This is a genomic window from Kribbella sp. NPDC004138, assembly GCF_053603655.1.
The window spans coordinates 14,467-30,281 of sequence record NZ_JBSGFZ010000047.1 but is presented as its reverse complement, the minus strand read 5'-3'; the positions used below and the strand labels follow the sequence as shown (position 1 = coordinate 30,281).

Below are 15,815 nucleotides of genomic sequence, written 5' to 3'. Positions count from 1 at the left end.
CCTCGAGGGCGACTTTCCCGGTGGCGAGGTCGACATCATCTACCGTTTCACCCTTGTCGACGGCCTCATCGGCAGGCTCGAGATCGCTCCCTGACGCCGCCTCTCCTGCGGTGCCGGCTGGATGCTGAAGGACGACCTCGATCGAGGCCGTCCTTCAGCATCGCTGCCGCGGACGCCGGTCAGCTACGGGCGAAGGCGGATGATCGTCTTGCCCTTGAGCCGTTCGGTCGAGGTGAAGGTGGTCACCGCGTCGTCGAGCGTCGCGACGGTGCCGATGTTCGTCCGCAGCCGCCCGTCCCGAACCCGCTGGACGATCTCGGTCAGCTGGCCCCGATCCGCCTCGACGACGAAGTCGATCGCCAGGCCGTCCGCCGGCCGCGCCTCGGGCGGGCCCACGACGGTCACCAGCGTCCCACCGGGTTTGATCCGGGCCGCGGAGCTCTTCTGGACGTCTCCGCCGATGACGTCGAACACCAGATCGACCGGCCCGACGTCGTCCAGCGAGTCGTTGGCGAGGTCGACGAACTCGTGCGCACCGAAGTCGAGTGCCTTGTCACGGTCCGCGGCGCGTCCGGTGCCGATGACGTACGCGCCGAACTCGCGGGCGAGCTGCGTCACCATCGTGCCGACCGCACCGGCCGCGCCGTGGGCGAGGACGCTCTGCCCCGACTGGAGGCGGCCGTGCTGGAGCAGGCCCTGCCAGGCCGTCAGTCCCGAGATGGGCAGGCTCGCGCCCACGGTGAAGTCGACGTCACCCGGGAGCGGCGCGACGTTGCGTGCCTCGATCGCCACGTACTCCGCCAGCGTGCCGTCGCGATGCCAGTCCGCGAGGCCGAACACCCGTTGACCGACCGACAGACCCGTCGTGCCGTAGCCGAGCTCGGTGACCACGCCCGCCAGCTCGTGCCCGGGGATCGACGGTGCTCGGTCACGGCCGGCGCGATCTGTCCAGGTCGAGGGCCACTCGAGCTCGGTCGGGACGTAACCCGACGCCTGGACCTCGACGACGACGTCGTTGATCGCCGCTGCCGGCTCCGGCCGCTCCGCGAGCGTCATGCCGGCTGGTCCCGCTGCCTGGTCCGTCACCACGATTGCCCTCATCAGGCACCTCCTCGTATCCAGTCCTTCGCCGGCACAGCACTGCCGGCTCGTAAGCATTCGCGGCACCGCATACTCGCCGTCTTACCACCAGGACCGGCAATTGGCTGCAACGAGGCCGTAAGATCCGTTGCGGGCCGACCACCAACGGTTATCCGGACAGGACATCGGCGACAACGAGGCTTTCGGATCAACTGCTAGAGGTGAACAGTGACCGGCTGGCGGGAGGGACTCGAGCGATTCCTCGCCACAGACCCAGGCGACATCGGGTGTGACGAGTCGAGGGATGCTCTGCACCTGTATGCCGAGCTCCTCGCAGCCGGAGTCGACGTCGCCGAGCGCTGCCCCGGGCTCGCGTCGCACTTGGCCGCCTGTCGCGCCTGCGCAGAAGACGCCGACGGATTGCTGGCCGCCGTACAGAACCACGATCCAGACGGCGACACATCCGACCTCGATCCGTAAGCACGAGGGGATCGACGGCCACCAAGGAGTCGTACAGACTCGACATGGAGGCCCGAGCGCGATGAGCGACCGACTGCAGGACTTCGACACGACCGACGGCGCGGCGATTGCCGTGGCTGACATCCCGAAGGCGGTGACGGCCGGTCGGTTCGTCTACTCCGACGGTGCGACCCAGATCTTCACGATCGACGGGCAAACCACCTACACCGAGCGAGGACGTGACAGTTCGGGGGAGTGGTACGTCGATGGCCAGGGCAGGTTCTGCTCGTTCTGGCCGCCGAGCTATCGGGCCTGCTATGCGCTTCGCTGGATCGTCGAGGACACGCGGATCGCCGGAGTCAGATTCACCGGGCTCCAGGACGGCGTGACGTTCGAAGGCCGCTACGCGTGATCGGGCACCGGTGTACCTCTAGCAAACGGGACGAGATAGACCAGTTATAACTCATCTGAGTTGCCCAAATGCGTCTCCTGTGGCGGATTGGACGGAGTCATGAATGGACGGTATCGTCCATCTTGCTGATCCGGGGTGCGCCACACCGCCGTGCCGCACCTGTGGGGTCACCGTGTTCCGCTGACCGCCGGAGATCCATGAAGAGCCAAGCTTCCGAGTCGTCGTCCCAGGTGCGGGTCGTCTCCGCTGACGTGGTCCTGGAGAACTGCGCCTGGGTTCGCGACCTGAGCAGCGGGGGAGATCGGCGCGAGCTGGCGAGCCGGCGCCTGTACGACATCCTGCTGCGCGCCGCGCGAGCGGAGGCCGGCCGGCGGGCGACCAGGCTGCGCCTCGCCGGACCGGAGCTGGACGACCTCGCGCACCAGGCCGCGGCGGACGCGCTGCTGGCGATCTGCGGCAAGATCGAGACCTTCCGCGGTGACTGCAAGTTCACCACCTGGGCGTACAAGTTCGTGATCTTCGACGTGGCGGCCAAGGTCAACCGGCACTTCTGGCAGCGAGCCGGTGTCGCGTTCGACGAGGAGGACTGGGACCGCCTGCCGGCCCAGTTGGGGATCGGCCCGGAGGCGTACGCCGAGAGCCGGGACCTGCTGACCGCCGTACACCGAGCCGTCGACGAGAGCCTGACAGCGAAGCAACGCATGGTTTTCGTCGCTCTGGTGCTGAACGGGATGCCCACAGCTGTGCTCGCCGATCAGCTCGGTGCGACCCAGAACGCGATCTACAAGCTGATGTTCGACGCCCGCCGGAAATTGCGTGCCGCGCTGGTCGACGCCGGCTACCTACGACGCGAGCGACACTGCGAGTTCGGCTGACCAATCCCCTTCGATCGAGAGGATGTCCTTCCGGTCTACTTGACGGTTGCGTCGCAGAAGCTGGTGATCCCTCGACGACGTCCTGCAGGTACGCCTCGCCGCCGGCCGGGGTGAAGACGAGGTCACCCCGGCCCCAGAAGATCAGCGTCTTGGGCTGGTCGCGGCGCACGGCGACCGGGTTCGGCTGCTCGGACGTCAGTTGCGCCCGGCCATGACGCCGCCGTCGACGTTGAGGATCGCGCCGGTGATCCAGCTGGCCTCCGGAGAAAGGAGGAACACGATCGCGGACGCGATGTCCTGGGCTGTCCCGACCCGTCCCAGGGGGTGGAAGGCGTCGAATCCCTTCACCGTCTCCTCGAGCTGGTCTGCCGGGATGAAGCCCTCGTACAACGGCGTGGCCACCACCGCGGGAGCAACGGCATTGACGCGAATGCCGTCGGCCGCCAGCTCCATGGCCAGGTTGTGGGTCAGTGCGTGCAGACCGGCTTTCGCCATCGAGTAGCCGGTTGCCGGCGTCGCCGCCACGGCCTGATGGGCCCACATGCTGCCGATGTTGACGATCGCACCACCGGAGCCGCTCGCCTTCATCCCGCGAACCACCGTCTGGGTCAGGAAGAACGTCGCTCGGCTCAGCTCCAGGTACGCGTCGTAGTCCTCCTGGCTGTAGTCGAGGAACCCTTCGGGGACGAAGAACCCGGCCGCGTTGACGAGCAGCGTCGCGTCGGCGTGCTCCGCGGCGAGTTGCTCCTGCACGTCCTCCACCTGCTTGCGGTCCGCCAGGTCGGCGGTGATGCCCCAGGTCTCGCCCTTCTCGCCGAGCTCGGCGACGGTCTGGTCGACCTTCGCCTGCTGACGCCCGACGATGACTGCCTTGCCCCCTTGCCCGACAACGTCCGCAGCAGTTTGCCGGCCCATGCCGCTGCTGCCGCCGACCACGATGAGCTTGCGGTCTTCGAAGTATCCGTTCATGAGTTTCCCCTCGATTCGTGCCGGGCCGGAGTGCCCGGATGTCCCTGCTTGTGTGCCGATCGGGGGTCTGCCTTACTGCTTTCCGGGATCCTGATGAGTGTGAGTTGTGTCGGCCTCGGACATCGAAGGGGCGTCGTCGGGCGTGCCGAACAGATAGTGGGAGAAGGCGGAATGCTGATTCGCGTGCTCGGCCGGCTCGGTCGGAAGCCCACGTCCTTCGAGCTCGTCCCAGGTCGAGTCGGCGATACGCCACAGCTGGTGTGCCAGTCGGCCGGCGACTCCGGCATGCGGCGAGTTCGGGTGCGGTCGTGTTGGCGAACTCCACTGCCGTTTCGCCAAGGTCCTGGCCAGATCTGTAGCGCCGTCGGCACCATGGAGTCGCTCGAGACCGGAGACGATCCGCACCTCGGTCGATTCGTGCTCGTCCAGTAGCCGTTGGGCCTCTCGCCAGGTCTCGGCTGCACTGAGGCCCAGGAAGCGCGCATCGCCGTACGCCCTGCCCTTGAGTACCCGAAGCGCCTGTTCGAACTGTTTGAGGTTGTCGAGCAGTACGGCGGCGTCATCACCGGGCAGCGTCCTGGCCGCGGTCAGCAGGACATCGGCGACGGCGGCGGCGTGCTGTGCGGCGACAGCGGCGAACTGGTCCGTGACGCGACGCCTTTCGAATCCGTCCAGGCCCGGATCCTGAGAGCGTTCGGCGAGCTCTCTGAGCCTGGCGTGCTGGGCATGCACGAGTTGCTGCAGCGGCGCGGAGTGCGGATGCATCGATGGATGGGACGGGTCGAGCACCACGAGGTACTTCGGCTGGGCATGGAGGAAGCGGTCGACCGCGGGGCAGTAGTTCGTGACCCGGATGCCCTGGGAAATCAGGTCGTCGAGGACCGCCTTGATCAGCTCGGTGCCGAGTCCGCGGCCACGGTGATCGGCTGCGATCTCGGTGTGTCCCAGGACGCGTCGCCGGCCGAGGATGCGGAAGTCGAGGGTTCCTACGATCGTGCCCGCGACGAGTAACTCGTACCTTCGTGATTGGTGATTCTCGACCACGGTCACGCTGTCCCTGCCGTAGAGCTCCCGACTGACCTCGCTCATGCGACCTCCTGCCGACCGGCCGGCGGTCTGCCGGCTCCACACGAGTGGTTGGTGTCAGCGAGGGGAGGCGTGCTTACGCCGTCCGGCGCCAGCAATCGTTGCCCCGTCCCGATAAGCTCATTGCGTGCCCGAGACTGTGAACGAGCTCGATCGCCGGCTGACCGCCCGCGGTGCGGCCACGCGAGCCCGCATCGTCGCCGCGGCTGATGAGCTGATGTCTCTGAAAGGCGCCGCAGCGACCACGCTCGACGAGGTGACCGCGGCGAGCGGCACGAGCAAGTCGCAGTTCTATCGGCATTTCAGCGACAAGAGCGCCTTGATCCAGGCGGTGATCGCACTGCGGGGCGGGCGTGTCCTCGAGCGCGAGGAGCAGTACCTCCGCAGGGTCGACTCGTTGAACGGGCTCGACCGATGGTGCAGGGCCATCCTCCAGCGGGTCACAGCACGCCGTGGAGCGCTGGGCTGCGAACTCGGATCCCTGTCGACCGAGCTCTCCGACCAGGACGAGGCGGCGCGCATCGATCTCGAGGCGCACCTGACATCGTGGATCTCCCTACTGACCGCCGCGCTCGAGCGCATGAAGGCCAACGACACGCTGTCCGAGGACGCCGACCCGGCGACGCTGGCGACGGGCATCATGGCCGCGCTCCAGGGCGGCTACGTCCTTGCCCAGGCGGCCCGTGATCCCGCTCCGATGCGTATCGCACTCGAGCTCGCGATGGACTCGGTCCGAGCGCACGCGAAGTCGGCCGGCACCTAGGGCATGTCTGATAATCCAGCGCCGTCGCGAGGAGGTGCTCGGTGCGGTAGCTCGGCGTGCGGGAGCGAAGGTCTCGATGCGGCGCATCGTGGCCTTTGCTCACGTGCGGCGAGATACCGTGCCGAGTGCCCCGCAGTAGGCGCTGGATTGTCAGACATGCCCTAGATCCACGCCATGCGTCAGGCCGTCCGCGGTCTGCTGAGGATGTCGTCGTACTCAGGATGCTTCTCGACGAAGCGGCGGACGACCGCGCAGTAGTTCGACACCGTCACGTCCCGCGTGCGGATGTCGTCGAGAGCGCGGCCGACCAGCACCCAGGAGAGTCCTTGTCCGCGGTACGTCGGTTCCACGACGGTATGTGTGATCGACAGATTCGAGCCGATCACGTGGTACACGAGCAGCCCAGCCTGGTGGCCGTCGACGAGCAGCTCGTAGTACTCGTCTTCCGGGTGGTTGACGACGGCCACTGTCGGCCGGGGTGCGGGAGCTGGAACAGCAACCGCGCCGTCGATGGTCAGCAGATCCGCCAGCGGAGCCAGCCAGCCCCCGCCGAACGCTTCGGGAGGTAGGTCGGACTGCCAGGTGAGGCCCGATCCGGCCCGATCCCGGAAGTGGAGAACGAGCCGCCAGGCACCGTCGGCGTCCAGGGGTGGCGCTGCTGCGCGCACTCGAATACGCACGCTGCTCGGAAGCGAGTTGAGCATCACCGGCTGCGTCTGCACCGGCTGGGTCATCCGCCCGTCCTGTGAGCGCAGGCAACTCGTCCCTGTGCTGCTCCAGCTGGCCAGCACCACATCCAGGTCGTCACCACCGAACAGGCCCGCCGTGACACTCAAGTCGACTGGCCGTGCGATCGCGGGCGCCGTCAACTCGCCGTCGGCGAGGTGGTAACCCGTTCCGTCGGGTCGCATCGCTACTTCCTCCTTGCTTCGTACTCAGTAGAGGACTATATCGTCCACTGATGAGTCTGTGTCACCAGGGTCCACGGGGTGTCTAGTTCCGAAGTGGACCGATGAGGCCTCTTCAGCCAGTGTCTGGACCTCTGGTTGGACAAGATGCTGCATGTCGACGAGCCGGGAGGGCGAATGGCGCGATTGGTGATCCGCAACGTGTCCGTGCTGGTCGTTCCCGAGGAGGGTGAGTGCCGCGTCGACGAGGCGCAGGACATCCTTGTCGAGGATGACCGGATCGTGGCCGTCGCACCGACGGGAACTCACGCTGTGCAGACGACCGACCCTGCAGCACCTTCCGAGGTTCTGGACGGGACCGGGTTGCTGGCGGTGCCTGGGTTGGTGAACTCGCATACGCACAGTCCGATGGTGATGATGCGCGGGGCGGCCGAGGATCTGGCGATCGAGGACTGGTTCAACCAGCGGATCTGGCCGATGGAGGTGAACCTGACGCCCGAGCGGGTGCGGGTCGGGGCTCGGCTGGCGTGTGCGGAGATGTTGCTGGGTGGGGTGACGACCTTTGTCGATCACTACTTCCACGCCGACCAGATCGCCGAGGCCGCGATCGAGTCCGGGATCCGCGCGGATCTCGCGCCGACGTTCTTCTCCTCGGCGGGTGAGCAGGCCGTCGGCAATGCGTTCGAGACGACACGAGAGCTCGCGCAGCGGCATCCGCGGATCACCGCGAGCCTCGGCCCGCACGCGACGTACACGGTCACCGACGACGACCTCCGGCGTACGGCGGACTTCGCGCGGGCGGAAGGGCTGCGGATCCACTTGCACGCCGCCGAGACCGACGGCCAGACGCAGGCCTCGCTCGACAAGCACGGCGTCACACCGATCCAGGTGCTCGAACAGACCGGTGTCCTCGACGCAGGCGCCCTCGTCGCGCACGGCTGCGGGATCCGCGCGGACGACCTGCCGATCCTGGAGCGGTACGCCGGGACGACCGTCGCGTCCTGCCCCAAGGTGTACCTGAAGCTCGCGATGGGCGAAGTCACCCCGATCAAGGCACTGCGCGCAGCAGGCGTCGACGTCGGCATCGGCACCGACGGCGCCGCCGTGCACAACACCCTCGACGTCTGGGAAGCGATGCGGATGGTCGCCCTCACCCAGAAGCAACGTGAACACGACGCCGAGTGGATGACGCTGTCCGACACCCTCCGTCTGGCCACCCGGGGCAGTGCCGCGGCCGCCGGTCTCGCCGACCGCATCGGCGTACTCGAGTCGGGCCGGCAGGCGGACATCGTCCTCGTCGATCTGAGCGCACCCCACAACCAGCCGCTGCACGACCCCCGCGCCGCACTCGTGTACTCGGCCCGAGCCTCCGACGTGGTCACTGTCCTCGTCGCCGGTCAGATCGTGGTGCGCGACCGCCGGCTGACGACCATGGACCTGGCCGGGATCCTGTCCGATGCGAGATCCCTCGCCCACACGCTCGTAGACCTGTCCGCGGGTGGCGCCGTGCAACACTACGCGCCATGACCGCGGATCTGGCCTCCTGGCGGAGGGCGCCGTTCGCCGGTGCCGGCCTGACCTATGACTGCTTCGAGAAGGGCGAGGGACCCGGTGTCGTCCTGATCCCGGAGATCCCCGGACTGACTCCGGAGGTGGCCGCGTTCGGCGAGCATCTGGTGCGCGAGGGGTTCACCGTCGTGATCCCGTCGCCGTTCGGTACGCCGGGACGCGCCGAGACCCCTGGTTACACGCTCGGCGTGATCGCCCGGTTGTGCGTCTCGAAGGAGTTCCGGTGCTTCGCGGCGAACGCGGAGCGCCCGATCACGAGGTACCTGCGGGCCGTCGCGACCGATCTGGCCGCGCGGACGCCGGGCCGCGGCGTCGGTGTGGTCGGGATGTGCTTCTCCGGCGGGTTCGCGCTCGCGACCGCGGTCGAGGACATGGTGACCGCGCCGGTGCTGAGCCAGCCGTCGACGCCGTTCGCGGTGACGCCGAAGCTGCGGCGGGATCCCGGCCTGTCGCCGCAAGAACTCGACAAAGTCAAGGAGCGGACCCGGGCCGACGGGCTCTGCGTCCTCGGGCTGCGCTTCAGCCGGGACCGGATGTCGCCGGCCGAGAGGTTCGTCACGTTGCGTGCGCAGCTCGGCGACGCGTTCGAGGTGATCGAGCTGGACTCGGCGCCCGGCAACCCCGACGGGTACGGGCGGTCCGCGCACTCGGTGCTCACCCGGGAGCTGCGCGAGGATCCGCCGAACTCGGCGTACCACGCCCGGACCCGGACCGTGGACTTCCTCCGTCGGCGGCTGACAGTGACCACGTGACCACAATCTGTACGGAAATGCAAAGATCGCGTTCGGTAACACGAACAATGTGATTCAGTGGCCCTCCGGCGGGGAATCCTCGGTTTTGCTGGGGGTGTTCGTTGCTGTCTGCGAAAATGGGGGAGCGGTGGGTCACGCTGTCGTTTTTCCTCTGGTCCTGGGTACCGGACGCATGGCACGATCGGCCACCGAGGCACCACAGGGGACTGGGACGAGTGAGGCTCTATGAACGGGCGGACAGCGCAGGAAAGCCGGCTCCCGAAGAGCGGGGACGCAGCGGCGAACGGCACCAACGGTCACGCTCCGCAATCAGCTCCTCACGGTGAACCGGCGTCCGAGTGGCAGCCGGGGCAGCAGGTCGGTGAGATCCAGCTAGGTCAGCCGGCCGACGTCGTACGGCGTTCGGAGTGGTTGTCGGAGGTGCGCGACCGGCCGCGGGACACGTCCGGCACGACGCTCCGGCAGTTCAACACGCCGGTCCGCGTCGACGAGATCGCGGTCGCGGCGATGACGCTCGCCGAGGACCTGCACGCCGCGACGCAGAACATGCCCGAGTCCGTCGAGCTGCGCAGGTTCCGGCAGGACCTCGACCAGGCCGCGACCACCTTCCGCGACCTGGCCAGCAGGCTGGAGGTCACCGCAGGCAAACTCGTCCGCCTGGCCGCGAACGAGGGACAGGCCTGTGGCGTCGGCTGGGGCGTCTGCCCCGAGCACGGCCTGACGCTGATGAACGTCGGCGAGACCGTCACCTGCCATGTCCTCGGCTGCGGCCGTGAGAACGAGGGTGAGGTCGAGCGCTGCGAGCACCCGGTCGCGTACCGGGTCGTCGACGCCGCCGGGCCGGCCCTGCTCACCTGCACCGGCCACGCGATCGCCTGCCGCCTCTACTTCGACAACCCGGTCATTACGGCCACCGCCGACAGTATGGAGCTGTTCTAGGAGATCCGGCAGGACGTCAGCTGGTCGTTCGCGTTCGGCGTCAGCGCGACGAAGTTCGGCGTGTCCGCGGTCCGTTGCCCTTGGCAAGTACGGCGCCGGCCGCGCCGCCGTAGTCCACGTGCTCGTAGAAGATCACGCCGGCGCCGGCTGCGGGCATCGGTCAGGTCGTCGTGCCGCCGGTGCCCGGACTGCAGGTCGCCGGGGATCACGCAGGGCTGGTAGTCGATCCCGTGGGCGTTGCAGTCCGCCTGGTCCTGCTGGTTGACGTTGTTGTAGTAGTGATCCGCGCCCGCGATGTCGCTGATCCGGCCGACCATCCACGGCGAGAGCATGTTGAACGCGTGGTACACGTCCAGGTACCCGGGCCGCGAGTCCTCGTTGCCCGGCAACCAGTGCGTCGGCACGCCGCCGATGACGTAGCAGCCCTGGCTCTTGAACCAGTTCACGACGTCGAGACACACGTCGGCCGGCCACGCCTTGTTCGCTTCATTGAAGCCGAAGCCCCAGATGCAGACGACCGGTTTGCCGTTCTGGCGCGCGTACGCCGGTGAGGACGTGTAGGCGAGCATCTTGTTGATCCAGTCCGCCTTCATCTCGGACTGCATCGACGTCCAGCCGGTCGCGTCGTACATGATGTAGAACTTCCGGCCGTACTGCTCCGCGGCCTGGCGCACCTTCGCCGCCATCGCGTCCCGCGTCGGGCCTTCGCCGCCGGTCGGGTTGAACCGCTGCAGCGCGGCCGTGTCGCAGCCGTTGCGCTGCATCCACTGGAAGTGCGTGTTCACCGTCTGCTGGTCGTACGACGAGAACAGCCGCGCCTGCTGCCCATTGCCGAGGCTGGGGTACGCCGTCTGGTACGTCGCGGTGAAATCGCGGACGGGGGACTGGCGGCGAAGGCGAACTGGGCCTTGCCGGCGAGCGCGGCTGCGGCGGTGCCGGCGAGGAGGGTACGACGGGTGAGCTTCATGGGCGGGCTCCTGGAGGGGGCGGGCAGGAGAAAGCTCCGTGAGCGTACAAAACCCTACAAAGCGCTGCAAGAACTCGACTGTTACGAACTCTTGACGATGAAAAGGCGTGGACTTAGTTTGTTGGATCAACAGACAAAGTCTGCACAAGGGGGTGCTCGCATGACCTTGACCGACGGCCGCCGCCCGGGAAGCCGGGGCGTTGCCGCCGATCACGTGTCGCTGCGGCGCAACAACCTCTCGGTGGTCCTGCGGCACGTCCGCGACCTCGGCCCGCGGTCCCGCGCCCGGATCGCCGAGGAGACCGGCCTGAACAAGGCGACGGTCAGCAGCTTGGTCGCCGAACTCGTCGAGCGCGGCCTGCTCCGCGAAGGCTCGGCCGACTCCAGTCGCGCCCTGGGCCGCCCGGGCCAGCTCGTCGAGCTCGACGGCACCGGCGTCTGCGGTGTCGGCGCCGAGATCAACGTCGACTACCTGGCGGTCGCGGCGCTCGACCTGGCCGGCCGCGTGGTCCTGGAGAAGCGCGTGCCCCTGGACGTCGCGCACCTCGAGCCGGCGACGACGCTCGACCGGCTGGCCGACCTGGTCCGGGAGGCGCTCGCGGCGATGGATGCCCGCGGCGGGCAGCTCGCCGGCGTGACCCTGGCGGTACCAGGTCTGGTCGAGGGCGAGACCGGGGAGCTGAAGCTCGCACCGAACCTGGGGTGGGGCGAGGTCTCGGTCGCCCAGGAGATGCGTACCCGGCTGGGCGACCCCGGCTATCCGCTGCACGTCGACAACGAGGCGAACCTGGCGGCGCTCGCCGCGTACGCCGAGCTCCAGAGTGCGGCAGACGCGGGCCAGGACCGCCCGCCCCACGACCTCGTCCTGCTCACCGGCGCGGTCGGCGTCGGCGGCGGCATGGTGTCGAACGGGCACCTCCTGCGCGGCGGCCGCGGGTACAGCGGCGAGGTCGGGCACATGCCGGTCGCCCCGCCCGGGCGGACCTGTGGCTGCGGCCGGACCGGGTGCTGGGAGACCGTCGTCGGGCTGAGCGCGCTGTTGCACAAGGCAACGGACAGGGACGACCCGGTGCGGGACCCGTCGCTGGACGTGGAGCAACGGCTGGCCGGGATCACCCGGCGCGCCGAAGCGGGGGACACGCGGACGCTGTCCGCGTTGAAGGACGTCGGCACCTGGCTGGGGATTGGGGGAGCGATCCTGGTGAACATCCTGAACCCTGACGTGCTCGTGCTGGGCGGCTACTTCGCCGTCCTCGGGCCGTGGCTGAAGGAACCTCTGGAGAAGGCGATCCGCGACCGCGTGATCGCACCGGACGGCGGCGGCTGCCGGGTCGTCCGGTCGGAGCTCGGTTTCGCGGCGGCCGTCCGCGGCGGGGCGCAGATCTCGCTCGACCAGATCTTCGTCGACCCGACCCGGATCGGGGTCGAGGCATGACCGATCTGCTGACCATGACGGGCATCGTCAAGGAGTTCCCCGGCGTCCGCGCGCTGGACGGTGTGGACCTCGACGTCCGCGCGGGTGAGGTGCATTGCCTGCTCGGACAGAACGGCGCCGGCAAGTCCACGCTGATCCGGGTGCTGACCGGCGCCCACCAGCCGGACGCGGGCACGATCCGGATCAACGACGAGCCGGTGCAGCTGAACAGCCCGACCGCGGCGATCCAGCGGGGCATCGCCGCGATCTACCAGGAGCTCGACCTGGTGCCGGAGCTGACCGTCGCCGAGAACGTCTTCCTCGGCCACGAGCCGTCCCGCTACGGCTTCAGCCGGACCCACGAGGCGAACGCGAAGGCACGCACGATCCTGCAGGGCCTCGGCCACGCCGAGATCCCGGTGCACCGCACGGTCGGCTCGATGCCGGCCGCCGGGCAGCAGATCGTCAGCATGGCCCGCGCACTGTCCCGTGACGCCCGCCTGATCGTGATGGACGAGCCGTCGGCCGTGCTCGACCCGGAAGAGGTGTCGAACCTGTTCCGGGTGATCCGCGGCCTGACCGACCGCGGGGTCGCGGTCGTCTACATCTCGCACCGGCTCGAGGAGATCCGGGAGATCGGCGACCGGGTCACGGTACTGAAGGACGGCGCCACCGTCGCGACCGGCCTGGACGCCCGCGAGACGCCGACCAAGCAACTCATCCAGCTGATGACCGGGCGGTCGATCGAGTACGTCTTCCCGCCGCGCACCGAGGTCCCGGCCGCAGCGCCCGTCCTCCTGGAGGTCGTCGGCTTGAGCCGGCCCGGTGAGTTCTCGGGCATCGACTTCGAGGTCCGCGCGGGAGAGATCGTCGGCCTGGCCGGACTGGTCGGCTCCGGGCGTTCCGAAGTACTCGAGACCGTGTACGGCGCCCGGCGCCCGGCGACCGGATTCGTGCGGGTCGGCGGGGCCACGCTCCGGCCGGGCAAGGTGCAGGCTGCCGTCAAGGCCGGGGTCGGGCTGGCGCCGGAGGAACGCAAGAGCCAGGCGTTGCTGCTCGACGAGGCGGTGTTCAAGAACATCACCGTGTCGACGCTGGGCCGGTTCGCGAGCACCGGATTCCTGAACAACCGGGCCGAGCGGGAAGCGGCGGGGAAGCTGGCCAAGGCCCTGGACGTCCGCCCGGCCGGTGTCGACCACCCGGTGCGCAACCTGTCCGGCGGCAACCAGCAGAAGGTCGTGCTCGCACGCTGGTTGCTCCGGGACTGCCGGGTGCTGCTGCTCGACGAGCCGACCCGGGGAGTCGACGTCGGGGCCCGCTCGGAGATCTACGCGTTGATCCGGCAGTTGGCGTCCAACGGGGTCGCGATCGTGCTGGTCTCCAGCGAGGTCGAGGAAGTGCTCGGTCTGTCCGACCGGGTCGTCGTACTGCGGGAGGGGCGTGCCGTCCACACGGGGCCCGCGCAAGACATCGACGAGCACCAGGTGCTCGACCTGGTGATGGAAGGAAGTGCGAGGTGATGAGTGAGGACATCACGACAGAGGAGAGCGGCACGACGCCGTCCAGGCAGGACACCGTGTCCCAGCCGGCGGCGCAACGCTCGACGGACCTGCTGAGGTCCGGCGCCGGGCGCAACCTCGGGCTCGTGGTTGCCCTGGTGCTGCTGTGCATCGTCGGCGTCGTCACCGCCGGCGACACGTTCGCGACCGGAGCGAACGTGCTGACGATCCTGCGACTGGCCGCGGTCATCGGCGTGGTCAGCGTCGGGATGACGTTCGTCATCACCGGCGGGGGGATCGACCTGAGCGTCGGCGCGATGGTCGCGCTGGCGTCGGTCTGGGCGACCACGCTTGCCACCCAGCAGTTGGCCGCCGACTACCACTGGATCTTGATGGTCACCACGGCGCTCGCGGTCGGCGCCGCGTGCGGCCTGGTCAACGGCCTGCTGGTTGCCTACGGCAAGATCGTGCCGTTCATCGCCACGCTGGCGATGCTCGCGGCGGCCCGCGGCCTGGCCGAGATCATCTCCGACCGGAAGACCCAGATCATCACGGTCGACTCGTTCGTCGACTTCTTCGGCGGTTCGCTGATCGGCGTGCCGGTGCTGGTCTGGATCTTCCTGCTGGTGGCCGCGGCCGGCTGGGTGGTGCTCAACCGCACCACGTTCGGCCGCCGTACCTTCGCCGTCGGCGGGAACGCCGAGGCGGCCCGCCTCGCGGGTATCAAGGTCCAGCGTCACACCGTGGCGCTGTACGTCCTGGCCGGACTCTGCTGCGGGATCGCCGCGGTGATGCTGATGGCACGGACGACCACGGGGAGCTCCACCCACGGTCAGTTGTACGAACTCGACGCGATCGCGGCGGTGGTGATCGGCGGGACGCTGCTGTCCGGCGGCCGCGGCACGATCGTCGGCACCGTGTTCGGCGTACTGATCTTCACGACGTTGAACAACGTCTTCACCCTCAACAACCTGAGCATCTCCGCCCAGTCGGTGGCGAAGGGCGCGATCATCGTGATCGCCGTCCTCCTCCAGCAGCGCCTGGCGCGACGTTCCACAGGATCGTAGAAGGAGGACAACGATGTCCCGAAGTTCCGCCCGAACTCTCGTGATCGCAGGCCTGAGTGTGTTCGCACTGGCGGCCTGCACCAGCAACACCCCGAAGGCCGAGGAGGACACCGGCAACAAGCCGGCCGAGCAGGCCGCGGTGAAGAACGACGAGCCCGGCAAGAAGGTCAAGATCGGCTTCTCCGCACCGGCGGCCGACCACGGCTGGATGGGTGCGATCACCAAGGCCACCCAGGCCGAGGCGAAGAAATACTCCGACGTCGAGCTGATCGTCGCCGAGGGCACCAACGACGTGAACCTGCAGATCAGCCAGGTCGAGACATTCATCAACCAGAAGGTCGACGCCATCGTCCTGCTGCCGTTCGACGGGGCCGCGCTCACCCCGGTCGCGACGAAGGCGATGGAGGCCGGTATCACGGTGGTGAACGTGGATCGTGAGTTCGACAGCCCGTTCGCGGCTCGTACGACGGTGCTCGGCGACAACCACGGGATGGGCGTGTCGGCCGGCACGTACGTCTGCCGGCAACTGAAGGGGAAGAAGGACGCGGTGGTCGCGGAGATCGCCGGGATCGACTCGCTGCCGTTGACTCAGGACCGCAGCAAGGGGTTCAAGGAGGCGCTCGCCGACTGCGGGCTGAAGGTCAGCAACCGGGTGGCCGCCGAGTTCACCGTCGAGTCCGGTGAGAAGGCCGCCGCCAACCTGCTGCAGGCCGCGCCGAAGATCGACGCGATCTGGAACCACGACGACGACCAGGGCGTCGGCGTGATGGCCGCGATCAAGAACTCCGGCCGCAAGGAGTTCTTCGTGGTCGGCGGGGCCGGCTCGGCGAACGTGATGCGGGACATCAAGTCCGGCAACTCGTTGCTCAAGGCCACCGTCATCTATCCGTCCACGCAGGGGGCCGACGGTGTCCGGCTGGCCCGGCTGCTGGTGCAGAAGAAGGCCCTCGGCGACCTGGTGGAGGTCGAGGTGCCGCGGACCGTCCAGCTGTACGCGCCGGTGGTCACGAAGGAGAACGTGGACCAGTACCTGCCGACAGCATTCGAGAGCTGACA

Annotated in this window: 15 protein-coding genes; 10 read left to right on the top strand and 5 right to left on the bottom strand. The window is 68.3% G+C overall.

Features of this window, described 5'->3' with window-relative positions; translation table 11 throughout:
- Positions 1 to 183 precede the first annotated feature (183 nt).
- On the bottom strand, positions 184 to 1,101 hold the full coding sequence (locus ACWEOO_RS40920; protein ID WP_452147645.1) for an NADP-dependent oxidoreductase: 918 nt from the start codon (positions 1,099 to 1,101) through the stop codon (positions 184 to 186).
- Between the two features lie 520 nt (positions 1,102 to 1,621).
- On the opposite strand from ACWEOO_RS40920, the gene ACWEOO_RS40915 reads away from it, so the two are divergent.
- Together ACWEOO_RS40915 and ACWEOO_RS40910 are read left to right on the top strand one after the other, a co-directional pair.
- Positions 1,622 to 1,951, top strand: a complete 330-nt coding sequence (locus tag ACWEOO_RS40915) for a hypothetical protein (RefSeq protein WP_452147644.1) — start codon at positions 1,622 to 1,624, stop codon at positions 1,949 to 1,951.
- Positions 1,952 to 2,148: 197 nt separating this feature from the next.
- Positions 2,149 to 2,826, top strand: coding sequence for a sigma-70 family RNA polymerase sigma factor (locus ACWEOO_RS40910; RefSeq protein ID WP_452147643.1), 678 nt, complete (start codon positions 2,149 to 2,151; stop codon positions 2,824 to 2,826).
- A gap of 195 nt (positions 2,827 to 3,021) precedes the next feature.
- Here the strand turns inward: ACWEOO_RS40910 and ACWEOO_RS40905 are convergent, their stop codons facing one another.
- Positions 3,022 to 3,795, bottom strand: a complete 774-nt coding sequence (locus ACWEOO_RS40905) for an SDR family NAD(P)-dependent oxidoreductase (protein ID WP_452147642.1) — start codon at positions 3,793 to 3,795, stop codon at positions 3,022 to 3,024.
- 72 nt (positions 3,796 to 3,867) lie between these two features.
- Positions 3,868 to 4,884 carry a GNAT family N-acetyltransferase gene (locus ACWEOO_RS40900; protein ID WP_452147641.1) on the bottom strand — a complete coding sequence of 339 codons (1,017 nt, stop codon included), beginning with the start codon at positions 4,882 to 4,884 and terminating at the stop codon, positions 3,868 to 3,870.
- Between the two features lie 124 nt (positions 4,885 to 5,008).
- Between ACWEOO_RS40900 and ACWEOO_RS40895 the strand changes: the two genes are divergently transcribed.
- Positions 5,009 to 5,644 (top strand): TetR/AcrR family transcriptional regulator, encoded by a 636-nt coding sequence (locus ACWEOO_RS40895; protein WP_452147640.1) that lies wholly within the window; start codon positions 5,009 to 5,011, stop codon positions 5,642 to 5,644.
- 179 nt (positions 5,645 to 5,823) lie between these two features.
- Here ACWEOO_RS40895 and ACWEOO_RS40890 read toward each other — a convergent pair whose 3' ends face one another.
- On the bottom strand, positions 5,824 to 6,555 hold the full coding sequence (locus ACWEOO_RS40890; RefSeq protein WP_452147639.1) for a GNAT family N-acetyltransferase: 732 nt from the start codon (positions 6,553 to 6,555) through the stop codon (positions 5,824 to 5,826).
- A 174-nt stretch (positions 6,556 to 6,729) separates the two neighbouring features.
- Between ACWEOO_RS40890 and ACWEOO_RS40885 the strand changes: the two genes are divergently transcribed.
- The 3 genes from ACWEOO_RS40885 to ACWEOO_RS40875 all read left to right on the top strand — a co-directional run bounded on the left by ACWEOO_RS40885 (position 6,730) and on the right by ACWEOO_RS40875 (position 9,812).
- On the top strand, positions 6,730 to 8,079 hold the full coding sequence (locus tag ACWEOO_RS40885; RefSeq protein WP_452147638.1) for an amidohydrolase: 1,350 nt from the start codon (positions 6,730 to 6,732) through the stop codon (positions 8,077 to 8,079).
- On the top strand, positions 8,076 to 8,873 hold the full coding sequence (locus ACWEOO_RS40880; protein WP_452147637.1) for a dienelactone hydrolase family protein: 798 nt from the start codon (positions 8,076 to 8,078) through the stop codon (positions 8,871 to 8,873). Before ACWEOO_RS40885 ends, ACWEOO_RS40880 begins: the two co-directional genes overlap by 4 nt.
- 225 nt (positions 8,874 to 9,098) lie before the next feature.
- On the top strand, positions 9,099 to 9,812 hold the full coding sequence (locus tag ACWEOO_RS40875; RefSeq protein ID WP_452147636.1) for a hypothetical protein: 714 nt from the start codon (positions 9,099 to 9,101) through the stop codon (positions 9,810 to 9,812).
- On the opposite strand, the gene ACWEOO_RS40870 is transcribed toward ACWEOO_RS40875, so the two are convergent.
- Positions 9,809 to 10,597 carry a hypothetical protein gene (locus ACWEOO_RS40870; RefSeq protein ID WP_452147635.1) on the bottom strand — a complete coding sequence of 263 codons (789 nt, stop codon included), beginning with the start codon at positions 10,595 to 10,597 and terminating at the stop codon, positions 9,809 to 9,811. The genes ACWEOO_RS40875 and ACWEOO_RS40870 overlap by 4 nt on opposite strands.
- Before the next feature lie 342 nt (positions 10,598 to 10,939).
- Here ACWEOO_RS40870 and ACWEOO_RS40865 point away from each other — a divergent pair, with 342 nt between their 5' ends.
- Genes ACWEOO_RS40865 through ACWEOO_RS40850 form a run of 4 tightly spaced genes read left to right on the top strand, consistent with a single transcriptional unit; the run spans position 10,940 to position 15,813 of the window.
- Positions 10,940 to 12,214: an ROK family protein gene (locus tag ACWEOO_RS40865; protein WP_452147634.1), complete on the top strand. Its 1,275-nt coding sequence runs from the start codon at positions 10,940 to 10,942 to the stop codon at positions 12,212 to 12,214.
- Positions 12,211 to 13,713 carry a sugar ABC transporter ATP-binding protein gene (locus tag ACWEOO_RS40860; RefSeq protein ID WP_452147633.1) on the top strand — a complete coding sequence of 501 codons (1,503 nt, stop codon included), beginning with the start codon at positions 12,211 to 12,213 and terminating at the stop codon, positions 13,711 to 13,713. The genes ACWEOO_RS40865 and ACWEOO_RS40860 overlap by 4 nt, the downstream gene beginning before the upstream one ends.
- A complete protein-coding gene (locus tag ACWEOO_RS40855; RefSeq protein WP_452147632.1) occupies positions 13,713 to 14,759 on the top strand; it encodes an ABC transporter permease in 1,047 nt (348 codons plus the stop codon). Before ACWEOO_RS40860 ends, ACWEOO_RS40855 begins: the two co-directional genes overlap by 1 nt.
- A gap of 13 nt (positions 14,760 to 14,772) precedes the next feature.
- Positions 14,773 to 15,813, top strand: coding sequence for a substrate-binding domain-containing protein (locus ACWEOO_RS40850; RefSeq protein ID WP_452147631.1), 1,041 nt, complete (start codon positions 14,773 to 14,775; stop codon positions 15,811 to 15,813).
- Positions 15,814 to 15,815: the final 2 nt, after the last annotated feature.